This window comes from Mesorhizobium onobrychidis, from assembly GCF_024707545.1.
Taxonomy (GTDB): domain Bacteria; phylum Pseudomonadota; class Alphaproteobacteria; order Rhizobiales; family Rhizobiaceae; genus Mesorhizobium; species Mesorhizobium onobrychidis.
The window spans coordinates 2027501-2047705 of sequence record NZ_CP062229.1; the positions used below are offsets into that span (position 1 = coordinate 2027501).

Consider the following 20205-nt stretch of genomic DNA (forward strand, 5'->3'; position numbering starts at 1 on the left):
GTGGGTGACAGCCCCGTACGCGTAATGCAAATCATCGTCCTCGAGTAAGGCGGGACACGTGAAATCCTGTCTGAAATTGGGGGGACCACCCTCCAAGCCTAAGTACTCGTGCATGACCGATAGCGAACTAGTACCGTGAGGGAAAGGTGAAAAGCACCCCGACAAGGGGAGTGAAAGAGTACCTGAAACCGATTGCCTACAAACAGTGGGAGTCCAAGGTTCGTCCTGGGTGACCACGTACCTTTTGTATAATGGGTCAGCGACTTAGTGTGACGAGCAAGCTTAAACCGGTAGGTGTAGGCGCAGCGAAAGCGAGTCTGAACAGGGCGTTCAGTTCGTCGCATTAGACCCGAAACCGAGTGATCTAGCCATGAGCAGGTTGAAGGTAAGGTAACACTTACTGGAGGACCGAACCCATAACTGTTGCAATAGTTCGGGATGACTTGTGGCTAGGGGTGAAAGGCCAATCAAACTCGGAAATAGCTGGTTCTCCGCGAAATCTATTTAGGTAGAGCGTCGACCGAATACCCCAGGGGGTAGAGCACTGGATGGGCTAGGGGTCCTCACCGGATTACCAAACCTAACCAAACTCCGAATACCTGGGAGTACTAGTCGGCAGACACACGGCGGGTGCTAACGTCCGTCGTGAAAAGGGAAACAACCCTGACCTACAGCTAAGGTCCCCAAGTTATGGCTAAGTGGGAAAGGATGTGAGGATCCCAAAACAACCAGGATGTTGGCTTAGAAGCAGCCATCATTTAAAGAAAGCGTAACAGCTCACTGGTCTAAATAAGGGTCTTTGCGCCGAAAATGTAACGGGGCTCAAGCCATACACCGAAGCTTAGGGTTCGTGAGCAATCACGAGCGGTAGCGGAGCGTTCTGTAAGCTGATGAAGCCATACCCGTGAGGGGTGGTGGAGGTATCAGAAGTGCGAATGCTGACATGAGTAACGTAAGGGGAGTGAGAGACTCCCCCGCCGAAAGTCCAAGGGTTCCTGCTTAAAGCTAATCTGAGCAGGGTTAGCCGGCCCCTAAGTCGAGGCAGAAATGCGTAGACGATGGGAACCACGTTAATATTCGTGGGCCTGGAGGAAGTGACGGATCATTGAGGTAGTCCAATCTTATCGGATTGAAAGGGCTGCTGCGTGGTTCCAGGAAATAGCTCCTCCTTATAGACCGTACCCGAAACCGACACTGGTGGACTGGTAGAGTATACCAAGGCGCTTGAGAGAACTATGCTGAAGGAACTCGGCAAATTGCACGCGTAACTTCGGAAGAAGCGTGACCCTTTTCCACGCAAGTGGAGGAGGGTGGCACAGACCAGGGGGTAGCGACTGTTTATCAAAAACACAGGGCTCTGCGAAGTCGCAAGACGACGTATAGGGTCTGACGCCTGCCCGGTGCTGGAAGGTTAAGAGGAGGGGTGCAAGCTCTGAATCGAAGCCCCAGTAAACGGCGGCCGTAACTATAACGGTCCTAAGGTAGCGAAATTCCTTGTCGGGTAAGTTCCGACCTGCACGAATGGCGTAACGACTTCCCCGCTGTCTCCAGCATAGACTCAGTGAAATTGAATTCCCCGTGAAGATGCGGGGTTCCTGCGGTTAGACGGAAAGACCCCGTGCACCTTTACTATAGCTTTACATTGGCATTCGTAGTGGCATGTGTAGGATAGGTGGTAGGCTTTGAAACCTGGGCGCCAGCTCAGGTGGAGCCACCCTTGAAATACCACCCTTATCACTATGGATGTCTAACCGCGGCCCGTTATCCGGGTCCGGGACAATGTATGGTGGGTAGTTTGACTGGGGCGGTCGCCTCCTAAAGAGTAACGGAGGCGCGCGATGGTGGGCTCAGAACGGTCGGAAATCGTTCGCTGAGTGCAATGGCATAAGCCTGCCTGACTGCGAGACTGACAAGTCGAGCAGAGACGAAAGTCGGTCATAGTGATCCGGTGGTCCCGCGTGGAAGGGCCATCGCTCAACGGATAAAAGGTACGCCGGGGATAACAGGCTGATGACCCCCAAGAGTCCATATCGACGGGGTTGTTTGGCACCTCGATGTCGACTCATCGCATCCTGGGGCTGGAGCAGGTCCCAAGGGTATGGCTGTTCGCCATTTAAAGCGGTACGTGAGTTGGGTTCAGAACGTCGTGAGACAGTTCGGTCCCTATCTGCCGTGGGTGTAGGAATATTGAAAGGATCTGTCCCTAGTACGAGAGGACCGGGATGGACGGATCTCTGGTGGACCTGTTGTGGCGCCAGCCGCATAGCAGGGTAGCTATATCCGGACGGGATAACCGCTGAAGGCATCTAAGCGGGAAACCCACCTTAAAACGAGTATTCCCTGAGAACCGTGGAAGACGACCACGTTGATAGGCCGGGTGTGGAAGAGCGGCAACGCTTGAAGCTTACCGGTACTAATAGTTCGATCGGCTTGATCGTTCTCATTCCCTATGCCCATTACCAGCGCTCACGCATGAGTGGCCCTTACGGGCCAAAGCTTAAGCGAGGGCGCCGGAAAACCGGCGACGTGCAGTCGCACTTGCGGGCTTCGCCCGTAACGGACTGCAATGTTGCCTTGGCACAAAAACAGCTTCTCGAGCAACGTGCGCTTTGCCGACCTGGTGGTTATGGCGGAGCGGCTGCACCCGATCCCATTCCGAACTCGGCCGTGAAACGCTCCAGCGCTGATGGTACTTCGTCTCAAGACGCGGGAGAGTAGGTCGCTGCCAGGTCTGCAAAACGCACGTCGTCAAAATCCAAATCTTCTCCTTACCAACAGGCCCGCCAAACGGGAGCTCGGGCCGCGTAAGCGGCCCTTTCAGTTAGCGGAAGCTTGAACCCAGTAAGCCACGGCTTACTTCTAAGATTGACGCGGGGTGGAGCAGCCCGGTAGCTCGTCAGGCTCATAACCTGAAGGTCACAGGTTCAAATCCTGTCCCCGCAACCAAATACACAAAACGGCCCGCCCCGCGCGGGCCGTTTTTGCGTTTGGCGGTTGATTTTGATCCTCGTCAGGGGGGCCTGCAAGGAGCGAGCCGACGCAGCGGGACAGAGAAAGTCAAATCCTCTCCCGGCAGCCAGTTTAACCTGCCGAACAAGAGCCCCATTGTCTTTTGGTGAAATCCAAGTTGAGTTATGGTGGCAGTAGGGAAGAGCGCGATGCTCCGGTCAATTCTCCTCGCCACCATTCTTGCTGCCGCCATAGCGCCGGCCGCAGCCTACTCCAACGCCGCGAATTACCTTATCGCCGAACTGATCGCTTCGGCTTGCGAGGGCAATGTGGGAGAGATCGACCCCGGCTCCGTGATCGAGCGCGATCTTACCGGCGACGGCAAGGCCGATCTCATCCTAAGCCACGAGGGCATAAACTGTTCAGCAGGCGCGTCAACGAGCCGGAGCAGTTTTTGCGGTGCGCAGATATGCGCGGTGGACATCTATGTGCGGCGTGGCGCGCTTCTGGAGCTCAAGACTGAAATGCTCGGGGCGGGCATAAGTGTCGGCGAAGGGCAGGTCCCGGAAATCCGAATGCACGCACATGGGGGCGAAGCGGCGACGCTCAAATGGGATGGGCGGGAGTTTCGCTAAGGGGAGGCAACTGGTGCGCGCTGGAATGCTCTTATGGATATGTTTCTGTTTGATCCCGCTGACATCACAGGCGGCAGCCATTCATGACGCTGCCAAGAAGGGCGATATGGCTGCCATTACGGCGGCCCTCGATGCAGGCGCAAACGTCAACGACCCTGATGGGTTTGCAACGCCGCTCTACTATGCAGTCAGCAGGCAGCATCTCGATGCGGCCAAATTGCTGATCGACCGCGGCGCAGACGTCAACGCCGGATCGAAGATAGGCGGTCCGCCCCTGAAGGTGGCCGTAGCGAAAAACAAGCTCGAACTCATCACGCTGCTGTTGGCGCATGGCGCCGATCCGAACTCAGCTGTAGGAGATCAGACTGTTCTTCACGAGGCCGTCCGGCACGGCTGCCTGGATTGCGTCAAGGCGCTGGTCGAAGCGGGCGCCGATGTCAACGCCCGAACAGCGGACTCCTTCGCCCGGACACCGCTTCATCTCGCCAGATTTAACGAATATTCCGAGATATCCGACTATCTCATGGCGCATGGCGCCGCTCTGCCTAAGCCCGCACCGATTGCCACAAACTTGGCTGCCGCCGCTGTCGAGAAGGGCCGGATTTATTTCGGCAAAAATTGTGACGGGTGCCACAACAACGAACCAGGCAAGGGCAGCAAGACTGGTCCGAACTTGTGGGAGGTCGTCGGCCGCGACAAGGCATCGGTGCCAGAATTCAATTATTCCAAGACTTTGCGGGATTGGGAGGGCGCGTGGACTTACGAGGATCTGAACACCTTCCTCTATGATCCCGTCCTCACCACTCCCGGTGTCCGCATGGAAATTTCCGGCGTTCCCGACGAGACCGGGCGTGTTAATCTGATTGCCTATTTGCGTACGCTAAGCGACAAGCCGATCCCTCTGCCATAAGTCCCGGCAACTCCGTAGATATTGCTATAGCCGCACCATGCAATGAGCTTCCTGATCATCGCCGTCTTCGTGCAGCCGCCAAGTTTTGCGGATTTCGAGAGCGTAACATTGCTGGTAAGGGACGAAAAACGTACCCTTTGCTTGTTGACTGAGCGACTTGCCATCCAGCTCGTGGACGTGGAGCCGAAAGCGTTCGGACCAGTTCCACGACAACAGCTCATCGATCCGGTTGATCGGGTGACGTCGGCAATGCGCCCAGCACGCCACCTCGGTGATCTGCCCCTGGGTTCCGTGCGCCGCGGATCGTAGAACTCCTCGAAACTCCAGCCGCCGGCTCAAGCCGCCTTCTCGGCACGGAAGCAATCATGCGGTCGAGTTCAGGCCGTATCGGCCTACCGCAGGCTTTCAAGCTCGCGGATGCGCTTGGCGCCGTCGGCCTCGAGCTGCCGGGTGACGGCGCCGATCAGCGTTTCGGCAACGACGAAAAGGGCCGCCGAGGAGTCCCAGGCCGAGGGCACGGCGGTGCGCCCGGCGATGACATGGCGGGCGAAGCGGGCAATCGGCGACAGCCACTGGTCAGTGAACAACACGATCAGCACGCCGCGCTGATGCGCCGTTTCGGCGAAGCGGACCAGACTGTCCTGGTAGCGCCTGATGTCGAAGATCACCAGCACGTCGCGCTTGCCCATGTCGATCAGCCGGTCGCGCCAGACGCTTTCCTGTCCGGCGAGGTGGAAGACGTTGGGCTGGATGATGGCGAGGTGGGCGGCCATGTAGCGCGCCAGCGGATCGGTGAAGCGGCCGCCGATCAGGAAGGTCTTGCCGCGCCGATCGGCAAGCTTTGCGGCGATGTCGGCAAGCTGCTTGTCGGACAGGTGCCGGAACGTCTCTCGCATATTGTCGAGTGTCGCCTCCAGCATCGGCGACACCGCACCGCCGCTCGGCGACGAGGGATTGAGCGTCCGCGATGCCGGCGACTGCAGTTGCGCCGCCAGCTCATCCTGCAGCGCCGACTGGAATTCGGGGTAGTTCTGGAAGCCGAGCCGGGCGACGAAACGCAGGATCGTCGGCGAGGAGACGCCGGCGGCAGCTGAGAATTCGGCGACCGTCTTCAGGCCGATCAGCGGATAGCTGGCGATCAGTGTTTGTGCGGCGCGGCGCTCGCCCGCCGGCATCGTGCCGATGCGGTCCGAGATCAGTTCGGCAATGCTCGAAATCATCTTTTCCCCCACCCTGGCCGTTTTGCCGAAATCGCATTTGACCCGAAATCGCGTTTGACAAAGCCTCACAAACTGTATGAAATCATCCATAGGGACGCAATGAGGCAAAATACGTAACGTACGATACAGCGCTCCCCGGGGACTGCAAACCATGGAGACAGCACGGCCCGCCAGCCTTGCATCGCCTGAAGCCGTGAGGGTGAGCAACCCCAGCGGGTCGAGCCCTTTCGTGCTGACCTGCGACCACGCCTCCAACTTCCTGCCGCCGGAATTCGGAACGCTCGGCCTTGCTGCCGAAGAACTTTCCCGCCACATCGCCTGGGACCCAGGCGCGCTGCCGGTCGCCAGCCGTATGGCCGCGGCACTCGACGCGACGCTGGTCGAGACCCGTATTTCGCGCCTTGTCATCGACTGCAACCGGCCACTGGATGCGCCCGATCTGGTACCGCCGGTCAGCGAGACCACGGCCATTCCGGGCAATGCCGGCCTCTCGGAAAAGCAGCGCGCCGCGCGCATCGCTCTGTCCTGGCAACCCTTCCATCATGCGGTCGCGAGTATCATCGACACAAGACTGGCGCGCGGGCTGGAGACGCGGCTGGTTTCAATCCATTCCTTCACCCCGGTCTACAAACGTATGAGCCGGCCCTGGGACATCGGCGTCATCCATGACGAGGATCGCCGGCTGGCAGCGCCGCTTGTCGCCGCGCTGCAGCGGCTCGCCGGCGTCAATGTCGGCATCAACCAACCCTATTCACCGGCCGACCGCGTTTATTTCACGCTGGAACGGCACGCGCGCCCGCGGGGGCTACCCTGTGCGATGATCGAAATCCGCAACGACGAAATATCCGACGAAGCCGGGCAGCGGAAATGGGCGGATCTGCTCACGGGGATTTTTCTGGGTCTGGAGCCCGAGGAGGCCAAGAGCTCCAGGCAAAGCGCAGTGGGAAAGTCAGTTCAATCGGCCAGCTAAGAACCAAAAGGGGACACCAAAATGGCAGCACCAGGCTATACTGAAGTCGACAAATCGGAGGACATGAAGGTCCTTCACAGCATGGGCTACGCCCAGGAACTGGAGCGGCGCCTCAGCCGCTTTTCGAACTTCGCGGTTTCTTTCTCGATCATCTGCATCCTGTCCGGCGGCATCAATTCGCTGGCGCAGGCAACCTCCGGCGCCGGCGGCATCGGCATCGGAATCGGCTGGCTGGTCGGCTGCTTCGTCTCGCTGACCTTCGCGGTCGCCATGTCGCAGATCAGCTCCGCCTATCCGACTGCGGGCGGCCTCTACCACTGGGGCTCGATCCTCGGCAATCGCGGCACCGGCTGGGTGACGGCCTGGCTCAATCTGCTCGGCCTGATCACGGTGCTCGGCGCCATCAATGTCGGCACTTGGACGTTCTTCCTCGGCGCCTTCGGGCCGGCGCTCGGCATTGAAGGCACGCTGACCAACCAGATGATCTTTCTGATCATCATCACCGGCGCCCAGGCCCTGATCAACCATCTCGGCATCAAGCTGACGGCGAAGCTGACTGACTTTTCGGGTTACCTCATCTTCTTTGGCGCGATCCTGATCGCTCTCGTCTGCCTGATCTCGGCCGAGACCTGGGATTTCAGCCGGTTGTTCACGTTCAAGAACTACTCCGGCGACGCCGGCAACGGCGTCTGGCCGGCGGTTTCGAACTGGTGGGTGTTCGCGCTCGGCCTCCTGCTGCCGATCTACACGATCACCGGCTACGACGCTTCGGCACACACCTCCGAGGAAACCATCAAGGCTGCCTCCTCGGTGCCACGTGCGATGGTGATGTCGGTCGTTTGGTCGGCCATCTTCGGCTACCTGTTTCTCGCCGCCTTTATCCTGATGATCCCGAACATGGACGATGCGGCCAAGCAGGGTTGGAACGTGTTCTTCTGGGCTTTCGATCAACGCGTCAGTCCCGGCATCAAGGAACTCGTCTACCTCGTCGTGTTCGTCGCACAGCTGCTTTGCGGTCTCGCGACTGTCACCTCCGCCTCGCGCATGATCTTCGCCTTCTCGCGCGACGGTGGGCTGCCGGCCTCGGGCGCCTTGTCGAAAGTCAGCCCAACCTACCGCACGCCAGTGGCAGCAATCTGGACGGCTTCGATCCTGTCGGTGCTGTTCGTCTGGGGCTCGACGCTGGTTTCGGTCGCCGGCACCTCGGCCTACACCATCGTGGTGTCGTGCACCGTCATCTTCCTGTTCCTGTCCTTCACCGTGCCGATCGTGCTCGGCATGTTGGCCTGGGGCACGCCGAAGTGGGACAAGATGGGTCCATGGAACATGGGCAAGGGCATGTTCATGCTGTTTGCCGTGCTGTCGATCCTGTCGATGATCCTGATTTTCGTCATCGGCATCCAGCCGCCGAACAACTGGGCACTCTATATCACCGTCGGCTTCTTCATTCTGACGGCGATCGTCTGGTTTGTCTTCGAGCGGAACCGCTTCCAGGGGCCGCCGCTCGGCGACATCATCGCGGCGCGGCAGGCGGCGATCAAGGCGGCGGAACAGGCGGTCGGCGAAACCGGCCACTGACTCCACCATCACGGCCGTGGCCGGCCTCGCGCCGGCCACGGTTTCGTTTACCCGTTTCAATCGACAAGCGCTGGAGTGCCACAAGAATGGCCGGAAATTTTTCGTTCGATCAGTTGAAGAAGGCAGTCTCCAGCGGCGAGGTCGACACGGTGCTAGCCTGCATCGTCGACATGCAGGGGCGGCTGGCGGGAAAGCGGTTCCTGGCACAGTATTTCGTCGATTCCGCCCATGACGAGACGCATGGCTGCAACTATCTCTTGGCCGCCGACATCGATATGGAACCGGTGCCCGGCTACAAGGCGGCGAGCTGGTCGAAGGGTTACGGCGACTTCGTCATGAAGCCTGATCTGTCGACGCTGCGACGCATTCCATGGCTGGAAAAGACGGCGCTGGTGATCTGCGACGTGCTCGACCACCACACCCATGACGACCTGCCGCATTCGCCGCGCGCCATCCTGAAGAAGCAGGTCAACCGGCTGAGCGAACGCGGCTATATCGGCTATTTCGCCTCCGAACTGGAATTCTATCTGTTCAGCGAGACCTACGATTCCGCTCGCAAGAAGCACTGGCAAGGCCTCGACACCGCCTCGCCCTATATTGGCGACTACCAGATCGGCATCACCACCAAGGAAGAAGGCGTCATGCGCCGGCTGCGCAACGAGATGGAAGCGGCCGGCATACCGATCGAGAACTCCAAGGGCGAGTGGGGTCCGGGCCAGGAAGAGATCAATGTGCGCTATGCCGAAGCGCTCGACATGGCCGACCGCCACGTCATCCTAAAGAACGGCGCCAAGGAAATCGCCGAGTCCGAAGGCAAGGCGATTTCGTTCATGGCCAAGTACAATTACGGGCTGGCCGGCAATTCCAGCCACATCCACAATTCGCTGTGGAGCGCCGACGGCAAGACGCCGCTTTTTTATGACAAGAATGCCGAATGGACGCTGTCGACGCTCGGCCAGCAATGGGCGGCGGGCCAGCTCAAATATGCCAAGGAATTCACCTGGTTCCTGGCGCCCTACATCAACTCCTACAAGCGCTTCCAGGCCGGCACCTTCGCGCCGACCAAGATCATGTGGAGCGAGGACAATCGCACCGCCGGTTTCCGCCTGTGCGGCGAGGGCACCAAGGGCATCCGTATGGAATGCCGCATCGGTGGTGCCGATCTGAACCCCTATCTCGCCTTCGCCGCGCTGATCGCCGCCGGCCTTGCCGGCATCGACGAAAAGCTTGAACTGCAGAAGCCCTTCGTCGGCGATGCCTATCAGGCCTCGCAGCTGCCGGAAATTCCGAAGACCCTGCGTGATGCCACCGAGACGCTGGCGAAATCGGAGATGCTGCAGCAGGCGTTCGGTGACGGCGTGCTCGAGCATTACGTCCATACGGCGCGCTGGGAGCAGTTCGAATACGACCGCCGGATTACCGACTGGGAACTGCACAGGGGATTTGAAAGGTATTGACGGCGTTGCGATTTATGCAATAGTGTTGCGATTATAGCATCGCAACACGCAGGAGGCAGCGTGCCCAAAGGTAGAACTAATGTCGATAAGGCGTGGTTCACGAGTCGGATGAAGGAGCGCAACCTAACAGTGCGTAGCATGGCCACCCGTATGAACATGCACTACAGCGCTTTGTCGCGCACACTGAACGGTGAGCGGCGTATGCAAGTCGATGAAATACGCAAGATCGCTGAAATTTTCGACCAGCTGGAAAGCGAGATCTTGGTCCACTTGGGTTCTTCCAATCATCTTCAAGGCGCTGAAGACGCAAGGCTTCCTGCCCAGCAGGGAAGCGACCAAACATATGGCAAGTCTGTTGGCGGGAATGCCGGGGCGAGGCGGTCGGAACGTCGTCCTGGTCCTGGCCTCATGGAGGGGCAGGTGGATTTCAAGGATGCACTCGACGTGAACAAAAACCATGAAGAATACATCGTGCCGCCCCGAGGCGCCGATCCGTTGTTTGGATGCATGGCCGGGACGCTCACCCTTCTGCCGGATGTCGACTACACCGCACCTGCAGATCCGGATTGGGGCAAGGTGTATGACGACTGATGGAGTGCTGCTGGACACATGCTTCATCCTGTGGCTGTCAACGGAACAGCCGGTCGCGAGAACGGCGGTCGAGAAGGTGACCAGCGCGCGAAAAAATGGCGGCGTGATCGCCGTTTCCGTCATGTCCTCTTGGGAAATCGGAATGCTTGTCGCCAAAGGCCGACTCCCGTTTATCAAGTCGCCGCTCGCATGGTTCGAACGGTTCGTGCAAACCGGGGCAACGAGTGTTGAGGGAGTCGACAGTGAGCTTTTAGTCGAGTCTTCTTTCCTGCCTGGCGTCGTTCACAATGATCCGACTGACCGGATCATCATAGCTACGGCGCGTTCGAAGAACCTGGAGATTATCACCCGCGATCGGGCGATCCTCGCCTATGGCGCGGCTGGCTTCGTCAAAACAGTTCCTTGTTGATTTGGAGACGCTTACTTGGAAACCGTGAAAATAAAATCCCCCGTCGATGGTTCGATCTATGCCGAACGGCCAATCGCCACGGATCAGGCGATCAATGCCGCGGTCGAGCGTGCCAAGGCGGCGCAGGAGAAATGGGCTGAGACGCCGATCGTCGAGCGCGGCAAATACATGCTTGCCATGCTGGAAGCGTTGGTCGCCATGACCGACGAGATCGTGCCGGAGATCGCCTGGCAGATGGGTCGTCCGGTGCGCTATGGCGGCGAGTTCGGCGGCGTCAGGGAACGTACCAGCTACATGGTCGAGATCGCCGAAGCGGCACTCAAGCCGGTGATGGCCTCCAATCCGAAGGACGGGTTTCGCCGCTATGTGAAGAAGGTGCCGCTCGGCGTGGTCATGGTGATCGCGCCGTGGAACTATCCCTATCTCACCGCCGTCAATACCATTGTGCCGGCGCTGATGGCCGGCAGTGCCGTCATCCTCAAGCATGCGGCGCAGACGCTGCTGGTCGGCGAACGTTTTCAGCAGGCGTTCGACAAGGCAGGCCTGCCCAAGGGCCTGTTCCAGAACCTCGTCATGAACCATGCGCAGACCGAAAAACTGCTCGGCTCGGGCAAGATCGACCATGTCAATTTCACCGGCTCGGTTGCCGGTGGCCGCGCCATCGAAAAGGCCGCGGCTGGCACCTTCATGACGCTTGGTCTCGAGCTCGGCGGCAAGGACCCGGCCTACGTCCTGGCCGACGCCAAGATGGACCATGCCGTCGCCAACCTGGTCGACGGCGCCTTCTACAATTCCGGCCAGTGCTGCTGCGGCATCGAGCGCGTCTATGTCCACGAGAAAGTCTATGACGAGTTCGTCGAAGGCTTCATCGCCGAAACCAAGAACTATGTCGTCGGCAACCCGCTCGACCAGGCGACGACGATGGGGCCGATGGCACAGGCGCGCTTTGCCGACCTGATCCGCGAGCAAAAGGCCGAGGCGCTGCGCAAGGGTGCCAAGGCGCTCATCAACATGAAGGTTGCCAGCGACGAGCAAGGCTCGCCCTATCTGGCGCCGGAAGTGCTGACCGGGGTCGATCATCAGATGAACGTCATGCGCGAGGAAAGTTTTGGGCCGATCGTCGGCATCATGAAGGTGCGCAACGACGAAGAGGCGATCGCGCTGATGAACGACAGCCCCTACGGGCTGACGGCCTCGATCTGGACGCGCGACACCGAGCATGCGGCGGCGATCGGCGACCGCGTCGAGACCGGCACCGTGTTCATGAACCGCTGCGACTATCTCGATCCGGCGCTGGTCTGGACCGGCGTCAAGGACACCGGCAAGGGCGCGGCCCTGTCGGCCATCGGCTACGACAATCTGACCAGGCCGAAGTCATATCACCTGCGTGAAGCCATCTGATTTTCTGAAAGATAAAAATGTCAAAACTCATTTCCAAATGGAATTACCCGACAACCGTTCGCTTCGGTGCGGGACGCATCAAGGAATTGCCTGATGTGCTTGCTGCGACCGGCATCAAGCGGCCGCTGTTCGTTACGGATCCGGGGCTGGCCAAGTTGCCGGTGGTCGCCTCGACGCTGAAGATCCTCGACGACGCCGAGGTACCCTATGGCGTGTTTTCCGAGGTCAAGCCGAACCCGGTGGATTCCAACCTGACTGCCGGCATTGCCGCGTTCAAGAAGGGCAAGCATGACGGTGTCATCGCCTTCGGCGGCGGCTCGGCGCTCGACCTCGGCAAGCTGATCGCCTTCCAGGCCGGCCAGACGCGACCGGTCTGGGATTTCGAGGATGTCGGCGACTGGTGGACGCGCGCCAATTCCGACGCGATCGCACCGATCATCGCCGTGCCGACGACGGCCGGTACCGGCTCGGAGGTCGGCCGCGCCGGCGTCATCACCAATGAAGCGACCCACACCAAGAAGGTCATCTTCCATCCGAAACTTTTGCCGGCCATCGTCATCGCCGATCCGGAACTGTCGGTCGGCATGCCGGGCTTCATTACCGCCGGCACCGGCATGGACGCGCTTGCTCACTGCCTCGAGGCCTATTGCGCGCCGGGCTATCATCCGATGGCCGACGGCATCGCTGTCGAAGGCGTGCGGCTTGTCTTCGAGAACCTGCCGAAGGCCTTTGCCAACGGCAAGGATCTCGTCGCCCGCGCCCACATGATGAGTGCGGCCGCCATGGGCGCCGCCGCCTTCCAGAAAGGGCTGGGCGCGATCCACTCGCTGTCGCATCCGATCGGCGCGCTCTACGATACCCATCACGGCATGACCAACGCCGTGTTCATGCCTTATGTGCTGGCCTTCAACCGCGACGCCATCGAGGTGCGCATCGCCCGGCTCGCGGCATATTGCGGCATCAAGGGCGGCTTCGACGGCTTCGCTAAGGCCGTCATCAAGCTGCGTAAGGAATTGAAGGTGCCGCACGCGCTGCCGGGCCTGATCAAGGGGCTCGACATGGACAAGAAGCGCAAGGGCCTGATCGCCGACATGGCGGTGGTCGATCCGACCGCCGGCGGCAACCCGGTCAAGCTGACCAGGAAGGCGGCGCTGACGCTGCTCGACAATGCCATTGCCGGCACCGTCTGAGACGGTTTTCGCGCCGGAAATTGATCTGGGAAATGAGGGCGAAGAAAGGGGAAAGGATGAAAGGTAAGACCGAAATTCATTAGCCGGAAAAAGAATCGCGGAGCGATTGCTACAGTCGGTTAAAAAGAGTTTACTTTTTCGTACTGCAGGGCATCGCTTCCACAAAGCTTTCATCGGGCTGTCACACGAAAACGATACCGCATCGCAGGCGTCCAACGGCGTCAGTTCAACGGAGAGAACACATGTTCAAATTCACGGGAAAAGTGCTTTCCCTTACGGCCGTCGCCCTGATGGCGACCTCTGCCATCTCGTCGGCGCAGTCCATGGATGAACTGGTCGCCGCTGCCAAGGCGGAAGGCCAGCTCACCACCATCGCGCTGCCGCACAGCTGGTGCGGCTACGGCGACGTCATCGCCAGCTTCAAGGCGAAGTATCCGGAAATCACAATCAACGAGCTCAATCCTGATGCCGGCTCCGGCGACGAGATCGAGGCGATCAAGGCCAACAAGGACAATAAGGGCCCGCAGGCGCCTGATGTCATCGACGTCGGCCTGTCTTTTGGCCCGTCCGCCAAGGCAGACAGCCTGATCCAGCCCTACAAGGTGTCGACTTGGGATACGATCCCTGACAGCGCCAAGGATGCCGATGGCTACTGGTACGGCGACTACTATGGCGTGCTCGCCTTCGGCGTGAACAAGGCCGTCGTGCAGAACGCACCACAGGACTGGGCTGACCTGCAGAAGCCGGAATACGCCAACTCGGTGGCGCTCGCCGGTGACCCGCGTACGTCGAACAACGCCGTCATATCGGTTTACGCCTCGGGCCTCGCGGCTGGCGGTACCGCCGGCCAGGACGCCGCCGCCAAGGGTCTGCAGTTCTTCAAGCAGCTCAACGATGCCGGCAACTTCGTGCCGGTCGAGGGTGAAGCGGCAGCTGTCGCCCAGGGCACGACACCAATCGTGATGAACTGGGACTACAACCTGCTTGCCATGCGCGACAAGATGGCCGGCAATCCGGAAATCGAAATCGTCGTGCCAAAGGGAGCGGTGGTCGCGGGCGTCTACGTACAGGCGATCAGCGCCTATGCGCCGCATCCGAACGCCGCCAAGCTGTGGATGGAGTATCTGTATTCAGACGAAGGCCAGCTCGGCTGGCTGAAGGGCTACTGCCACCCGATCCGCTTCAATGACCTCGCCAAGAAGGGCGTGATCCCGAAGGAGATGCTGGACAAGCTGCCGGCCGCCGAGACCTACGAAAAAGCGATATTCCCAACCTTGGAGGAACAGAACGCTGCCAAGAAGGAAATCAGCACGAACTGGGATGCCATCGTTGGCGCCGTCGTGAAGTAATTCATAGGGCGCTGGCCGGTTCGCCGCCCGGCGCCCTATGCCAACTTCGGGAATTCCATGGCAGACTCCACAATGTCCCAGACAGCCAGCGTCAGCCCTGGCGCGCCGGAGATCAGCCGCCTTCGGCTGCCACTGCATTGGTTAGGCGTAACTCCGTTCTTCGTTTTTGCGCTGGTCTTTCTGATCTTGCCCACGGTCGGGCTGATCGCGGGCGCGTTCAAAAACGCAGCCGGCGACTACACGTTCGACAACATCATAGCGTTGTCGCAACCCAAGCTCGCCGCGGCCTATTGGGTATCCATTCAGATCAGCTTTGTCTCTGCGGTCCTTGGCGCCTTGATCGGCCTGGCAATGGCGGTGGCAGTGGTTCGCGGCGGCTTGCCGCCGTGGTTACGCTCGGCAACCTTGACCTTCTCGGGCGTCGCCTCGAATTTTGCCGGCGTACCGCTGGCATTCTCGTTCATCGCGACTCTAGGTCGGCTCGGAGTGGCGACGATCCTGTTGCGAGACATTTTCGGAATTAACATCTATTCGCTCGGCTTCAGTATCTTTTCGTTTTGGGGCCTGATCCTCACCTACCTCTATTTCCAGATTCCATTGATGATCGTCATCATCACGCCGGCGGTCGATGGGTTGAAGAAGGAATGGGGCGAAGCTGCCGCCACGCTCGGGGCAACCAATTGGCAATATTGGCGCATGGTGGTCATCCCGGTGTTATGGCCGAGCTTTCTCGGTACGACGGTCCTCCTCTTTGCCAACGCGTTCGGGGCGGTCGCAACGGCCTATGCACTGACGGGGCCGTCACTCAACATCGTGCCAATCCAGCTGTTCGCGCAGATTCGCGGCGACGTGCTTTACAATCCGAATCTAGGTTATGCGCTTGCATTCGGCATGATAGTCATCACCGGCCTGGCCAATCTCTTCTATATTTTGTTCCAACGGCGAGCCGAACGGTGGCTGAAATGAAGCAAGGCAGCCGTTTTTGGGCTTGGCTCGTTTTTGGCGTGGGAACCACCTATTTTATCCTGCCGCTTTTGGCGACCTTTGAATTCTCTTTGCGTAAGCGGCGAGGGGAATACTCCTTTGACGCCTACCGCTCAGTCTTCGGAGATCCGAATTTCCAGACGACATTTACCTATTCCGTCGTTGTGGCGGTCTTTACCATTCTTTTGGGCGTGCTCCTCGTTGTACCGACGGCCTACTGGATACGGCTGCGGCTACCGCATCTGCGGCCGGTCGTAGAGTTCATCACCCTGCTGCCGCTGGTTATCCCCGCTATCGTCATCGTCTTCGGTTACATCAGAATGTTCGGGTCGAATTCAACGCTGCCTTTTCTGGCGACAGCGCGCGGCACCGATGCTCTGCTGGTCATCGGCTATGCAGTGCTGGCGCTGCCCTATATGTACCGGGCGGTCGATACCGGTCTCAGGACCATCGACGTCAGAACGCTCACCGAAGCCGCACAAATCCTCGGCGCCGGCTGGACCACCATCATCGCTCGCATCATCCTGCCGAACGTACTGATCGCTGTCTTATCCGGCGCGTTCCTGAGTTTTGCCATCGTCATCGGCGAGTTCACCATGGCGTCGCTGCTGAATCGCCCGGCCTTCGGCCCCTATCTGCAGAACATCGGCGCCAACAGTGCCTATGAGCCGTCGGCACTGGCGCTCATTTCGTTCGCCATCACCTGGGGCTGCATGTCGCTGATCCAGATCCTGTCGCGTTTTGCGCCGCGATCGGCGAACCGGCCAAACTGATCGAAAAAGTACTGACCGAAAGAAAAGCCATGGCCGAGCCATTCCTCTCCATCCAGCAGGTTCGAAAAGCCTTCGGCGCCACCACCGTCGTCCAGGATTTCAACCTCGACGTCAAACCGGGCGAATTCGTCTCGTTCCTCGGGCCGTCGGGCTGCGGCAAGACGACGGTGCTGCGCATGGTCGCCGGCTTCGAGGAGCCGAGCGCCGGCAAGATCGTCGTGGCCGGCAAGGACATCACCCGGCTCAAGCCCAACCAGCGCAATATCGGTATGGTGTTCCAGGCCTACGCGCTGTTTCCGAACCTGACCGTGGCGCAGAACATCGGCTTCGGGCTGAAGGTCGCGGGCATGCCTAAGGCCGATGCCGACAGGCGCGTTGCCGAGATGCTCGACCTCATCAAGCTGCCGCAGATGGGCGACCGCTATCCCTATCAGCTCTCCGGCGGCCAGCAGCAGCGTATCGCGCTGGCGCGGGCGATTGCGCCGAAGCCGAAGCTCCTGCTGCTCGACGAACCGCTGTCGGCGCTCGACGCCAAGGTGCGCGTGTCGCTGCGCGAGGAAATCCGCTCAATCCAGAAGAAGCTCGGCATCACCACCGTCTTCGTCACCCACGACCAGGAAGAGGCGCTGTCGATCTCCGACCGCATCGCTGTCATGTATGGCGGCAAGGCCGAGCAGGTCGGCACGCCGTTCGAGATCTACAACCGGCCGGCGACCAAGTTCGTCGCCAATTTCGTCGGCACGCTGAACGTGCTCGAAGGCACCGTCACCGACGCGGCGTCAGGCAAGGTGCGCGTCAATTCGCAAGAGGTCTCGCTGCAGGGAAAGCTCAACGGCTCCAAGTCCGGCGACACGCTGTCGCTGGCGCTGCGGCCCGAGGCGATTTCGCTCGGCCGCCATCCCGGCCGCGACTCCAGTCTTTCGGGCGAGATCACCGAAGTGCATTTCCTCGGCTCGGTCATTCGGGTTCGAGTCGGCATCGGCGGCAGCACGGTGTCGCTCGACACGTTCAACAGCCCGGCCACCCCGCCGCCCGCCGTCGGCGAAAAGGCCGAGATTTCCTTCTCGTCGGGCGACATGCTGGTGCTGCATTAGGGGAAGAGTGAATAGTGAATGGTCACTTTGCGCGCCGAAATTTCTCTGCAAGCCAGCACCCGAAGCCGTCGCCTTTTTTGCAGTGCCAATCGCCCGGCTTCGCCGCTACGATGAGGCATGGCGCTTTTTGAGCTGACCCTTGTTCTCTTACTGATCGCCGTCGCGCTGACGGCGCTGTCGCGGCGTCTCCAGGTCCCCTATCCGTCGTTGCTGGCGTTGGCAGGCGCAGGCATCGCCTTCCTGCCGTTTGCGCCGACCATCGAGATCGATCCCGAACTGGCCCTCGCCTTGTTCATCGCGCCGGTGCTTCTTGACGCGGCCTACGACACGTCGCTGCGCGATCTCAATCGCTATCGGCTGCCGCTCGCCTTGCTGGCGCTCGGCGCCGTCGTCTTCACCACCGTGGCTGTGGCGCTGGTCGGCTGGAAAATGGCAGGCCTGCCCATAGCTGCGGCCATCGCCCTCGGCGCCATTGTGGCGCCGCCCGACGCGGTTGCGGCATCGGCCGTGCTTGGGCAGTTCAAGGTGCCGCACCGCGTCACCGCCATCCTGCAAGGCGAAAGCCTGCTCAACGACGCCACCGCGCTACTGATCTACCGGATATCGGTTTCGGCAACCATCGGCTCGGTCATGCTGAGCGACGCCGTTCCGACGATCCTGCTATCGACGGTCGGCAGCCTTGCTGCCGGTTATGTGCTCGGCCGTTTCTCGCTGCTGATGCTAACCCGTATCGAGGATGCGGCAAGCAGCACGGTGGTGCAGTTTGCAGGAACATTCGGGGTCTGGATCCTGGCCGACAAGCTCGGCCTTTCCGCCATCATCACCATCGTCGTCTATGCCATGACCATAGCGCGCACGGCACCGCGCCGCATGTCGGCGAGAAAGCGCGTCAGCACCTATTCGGTCTGGGAGTCGGCGGTCTTTGTGCTCAACGTGCTGGCTTTCGTCCTCATGGGCCTGCAGGCACGAACGATCGTCGAGCGGCTCGCCGGTGCCGGACAACTCGACGCCTTCGTGTTTGCCGCAGTGGTTCTCGCCGTCGTCATCGTTTCGCGTCTTGTCTGGGTCCTGGGCTGCGGCGCGATCATCAGATGGTTTGCCCGCTTCGGCGACGCGGAACAGCGCAGAGAAGCGCCGTCATTTCGCGGCGGCGTGCTTATCGGCTGGTGCGGCATGCGTGGCCTGGTGACCTTGGTGGCGGCATTTGCCTTGCCGGCGGATTTTCCCGGCCGCGACCCGATCGTGCTCGCTGCCTTCACCGTCGTCCTCGGCACGCTGGTGTTGCAAGGCATGAGCCTGAAGCCGCTGCTGCGCTGGCTTGACCTCGATCCGGACGTGACGATCGACCGGGAGGTTGCGCAGGCACGCGTCGCCATCATGCAGGCCGCACTGGACATATTGAGCGGCAAGACATCGAGTGCCGCAGCGGCGGTGCGCGAGCAATATACCGCCCAGCGCACGATCGCTGAAAATCCGGAGGACGCCCAGGCGGCGACCGAGTACGACAGGTTGCGCCTCTACGCCATCAAGAGCCAGCGCGACGCGCTGGAAAGGATGCGCCGCGACGGGACAATCGGCGACGAAGCCTATCATCGTCTGGAGGAAGAAATCGACTGGTCGGAATTGGCCGCTTCCCCGCCCGGGCGGTTCCAGCCGCTGACGACTTAGGCGGGGCGCAGGCAAGCTGCCGCCTGGCCCAGCCCCGTCATCCGCCCGGCACATTGCAACCAATTCGCCGATCCGCTACTGCCACCACGAAATTGAGCCGGATAAGCAATGAAGCTGGTCAGCTACAACATCCAGTACGGTTTCGGCGGCGACGGCCGCTATGATCTCGCGCGCAGCGTCAAAGTTGTCGCCGGCGCTGACATCATCGCATTGCAGGAAGTGGAACGGCACTGGCTGCGCAGCAACGAGGACGACCAGCCGGAACTTCTTTCGCGACTGCTGCCCGAATACCATTGGGTCTATGGGCCGGCCTTCGACATGGACGCCAGCGAGCGGCGTGAAGGCCGCATCGTCAACCGGCGGCGGCAATTCGGCACCATGGTGCTGTCCAAGCTGCCGATCGTCTGGTCGCGGCTGCACACGCTGCCGCTGCGCCGCACCGTGCGTCCGCTCAACACCCGCAACGCAGCGCTCGAATGCATGATCCGCACGCCTGCCGGTCCGGTGCGGGTGCTGTCGCTGCATCTCGCGCATATTGCCGCCGAGGAGCGGCTGGAGCAGATCGATTACCTGCTCGCCGAGCATCGCCGAGCGCCGTCCGACGGCGGCCCGTGGAGCGGCGCCGATGACGAACCTATGCGCAACTGGAGCAACGGCGAGCCGGAGCCGGAAAACCCGCTGGCGGCAATCTGGATGGGCGATTTCAACATGGAGCCGGGCAGCGCCGAATACCGGCGCATCGTCGGCAGCACGCCCTATCATCGCGGTGCCGCCTATCTCGACGGTTTCGTCGATGCCGCCGCAGTCGCCAGAGAACCGACGGCGGATTTCCACACGCATGTGAAGACCATCGACGGCAGGCTGACAAAACGACGGCTCGACCACTGCTTCGTCGGCGGGATGTTGGCGGGACGCGTGCGCTCGGTCAGTGCCGATATCGGCGAAATCGCCTCGGACCATTTTCCGCTGCGGGTCGACATCGATCTGGAAACGCCGTTCGCGACAGGGACCGGAGGCGGATGAGCCG

General features: G+C 60.5%; 17 protein-coding genes, 1 tRNA gene and 2 rRNA genes (1 of these 20 running past the window's edge). 19 read left to right on the forward strand and 1 reads right to left on the reverse strand.

What is annotated here, in order from left to right; translation table 11 throughout:
- The 6 genes from IHQ72_RS10050 to IHQ72_RS10075 all read left to right on the forward strand — a co-directional run.
- Positions 1-2438 (forward strand): 23S ribosomal RNA (locus IHQ72_RS10050) (it extends 370 nt beyond the left edge of the window).
- 178 nt (positions 2439-2616) lie between these two features.
- Positions 2617-2731: ribosomal RNA gene (rrf, locus tag IHQ72_RS10055) — 5S ribosomal RNA — on the forward strand.
- Between the two features lie 138 nt (positions 2732-2869).
- Positions 2870-2946: transfer RNA gene (locus tag IHQ72_RS10060), tRNA-Met, on the forward strand.
- Between the two features lie 212 nt (positions 2947-3158).
- On the forward strand, positions 3159-3584 hold the full coding sequence (locus IHQ72_RS10065; RefSeq protein ID WP_258122288.1) for a hypothetical protein: 426 nt from the start codon (positions 3159-3161) through the stop codon (positions 3582-3584).
- Positions 3535-4494 (forward strand): ankyrin repeat domain-containing protein, encoded by a 960-nt coding sequence (locus IHQ72_RS10070; RefSeq protein WP_258122289.1) that lies wholly within the window; start codon positions 3535-3537, stop codon positions 4492-4494. Before IHQ72_RS10065 ends, IHQ72_RS10070 begins: the two co-directional genes overlap by 50 nt.
- A 42-nt stretch (positions 4495-4536) precedes the next feature.
- On the forward strand, positions 4537-4803 hold the full coding sequence (locus IHQ72_RS10075; protein WP_258122290.1) for a hypothetical protein: 267 nt from the start codon (positions 4537-4539) through the stop codon (positions 4801-4803).
- An 83-nt stretch (positions 4804-4886) separates the two neighbouring features.
- Here the strand turns inward: IHQ72_RS10075 and IHQ72_RS10080 are convergent, their stop codons facing one another.
- A complete protein-coding gene (locus tag IHQ72_RS10080; RefSeq protein ID WP_258122291.1) occupies positions 4887-5714 on the reverse strand; it encodes a MurR/RpiR family transcriptional regulator in 828 nt (275 codons plus the stop codon).
- A gap of 151 nt (positions 5715-5865) precedes the next feature.
- Between IHQ72_RS10080 and IHQ72_RS10085 the strand changes: the two genes are divergently transcribed.
- The 13 genes from IHQ72_RS10085 to IHQ72_RS10145 all read left to right on the forward strand — a co-directional run bounded on the left by IHQ72_RS10085 (position 5866) and on the right by IHQ72_RS10145 (position 20201).
- Positions 5866-6684 carry an N-formylglutamate amidohydrolase gene (locus IHQ72_RS10085; RefSeq protein ID WP_258122292.1) on the forward strand — a complete coding sequence of 273 codons (819 nt, stop codon included), beginning with the start codon at positions 5866-5868 and terminating at the stop codon, positions 6682-6684.
- A gap of 21 nt (positions 6685-6705) precedes the next feature.
- Positions 6706-8262, forward strand: coding sequence for an amino acid permease (locus IHQ72_RS10090; RefSeq protein WP_258122293.1), 1557 nt, complete (start codon positions 6706-6708; stop codon positions 8260-8262).
- An 86-nt stretch (positions 8263-8348) separates the two neighbouring features.
- Positions 8349-9719 carry a glutamine synthetase family protein gene (locus IHQ72_RS10095; protein WP_258122294.1) on the forward strand — a complete coding sequence of 457 codons (1371 nt, stop codon included), beginning with the start codon at positions 8349-8351 and terminating at the stop codon, positions 9717-9719.
- A 150-nt stretch (positions 9720-9869) separates the two neighbouring features.
- The gene (locus IHQ72_RS10100) at positions 9870-10310 is read left to right on the forward strand and encodes a hypothetical protein (protein WP_258122295.1); all 441 of its coding nucleotides are present in this window, start codon (positions 9870-9872) and stop codon (positions 10308-10310) included.
- Positions 10300-10719 carry a type II toxin-antitoxin system VapC family toxin gene (locus IHQ72_RS10105; RefSeq protein WP_258122296.1) on the forward strand — a complete coding sequence of 140 codons (420 nt, stop codon included), beginning with the start codon at positions 10300-10302 and terminating at the stop codon, positions 10717-10719. The genes IHQ72_RS10100 and IHQ72_RS10105 overlap by 11 nt, the downstream gene beginning before the upstream one ends.
- 15 nt (positions 10720-10734) lie before the next feature.
- Positions 10735-12120 carry an aldehyde dehydrogenase family protein gene (locus IHQ72_RS10110; protein ID WP_258122297.1) on the forward strand — a complete coding sequence of 462 codons (1386 nt, stop codon included), beginning with the start codon at positions 10735-10737 and terminating at the stop codon, positions 12118-12120.
- Between the two features lie 17 nt (positions 12121-12137).
- Positions 12138-13310, forward strand: a complete 1173-nt coding sequence (locus tag IHQ72_RS10115) for an iron-containing alcohol dehydrogenase (protein WP_258122298.1) — start codon at positions 12138-12140, stop codon at positions 13308-13310.
- Between the two features lie 242 nt (positions 13311-13552).
- The gene (locus IHQ72_RS10120) at positions 13553-14659 is read left to right on the forward strand and encodes an ABC transporter substrate-binding protein (RefSeq protein WP_258122299.1); all 1107 of its coding nucleotides are present in this window, start codon (positions 13553-13555) and stop codon (positions 14657-14659) included.
- 72 nt (positions 14660-14731) lie between these two features.
- Positions 14732-15625, forward strand: coding sequence for an ABC transporter permease (locus IHQ72_RS10125; RefSeq protein WP_246804693.1), 894 nt, complete (start codon positions 14732-14734; stop codon positions 15623-15625).
- The gene (locus tag IHQ72_RS10130; RefSeq protein WP_123149683.1) at positions 15622-16416 is read left to right on the forward strand and encodes an ABC transporter permease; all 795 of its coding nucleotides are present in this window, start codon (positions 15622-15624) and stop codon (positions 16414-16416) included. The genes IHQ72_RS10125 and IHQ72_RS10130 overlap by 4 nt, the downstream gene beginning before the upstream one ends.
- A gap of 29 nt (positions 16417-16445) precedes the next feature.
- Complete coding sequence (locus IHQ72_RS10135) at positions 16446-17510, forward strand: ABC transporter ATP-binding protein (RefSeq protein WP_258122300.1); 1065 nt, start codon at positions 16446-16448, stop codon at positions 17508-17510.
- Positions 17511-17627: 117 nt separating this feature from the next.
- Positions 17628-19178 (forward strand): cation:proton antiporter, encoded by a 1551-nt coding sequence (locus IHQ72_RS10140; protein ID WP_258122301.1) that lies wholly within the window; start codon positions 17628-17630, stop codon positions 19176-19178.
- A 108-nt stretch (positions 19179-19286) separates the two neighbouring features.
- Positions 19287-20201 (forward strand): endonuclease/exonuclease/phosphatase family protein, encoded by a 915-nt coding sequence (locus tag IHQ72_RS10145; protein ID WP_258122302.1) that lies wholly within the window; start codon positions 19287-19289, stop codon positions 20199-20201.
- Positions 20202-20205 lie beyond the last annotated feature (4 nt).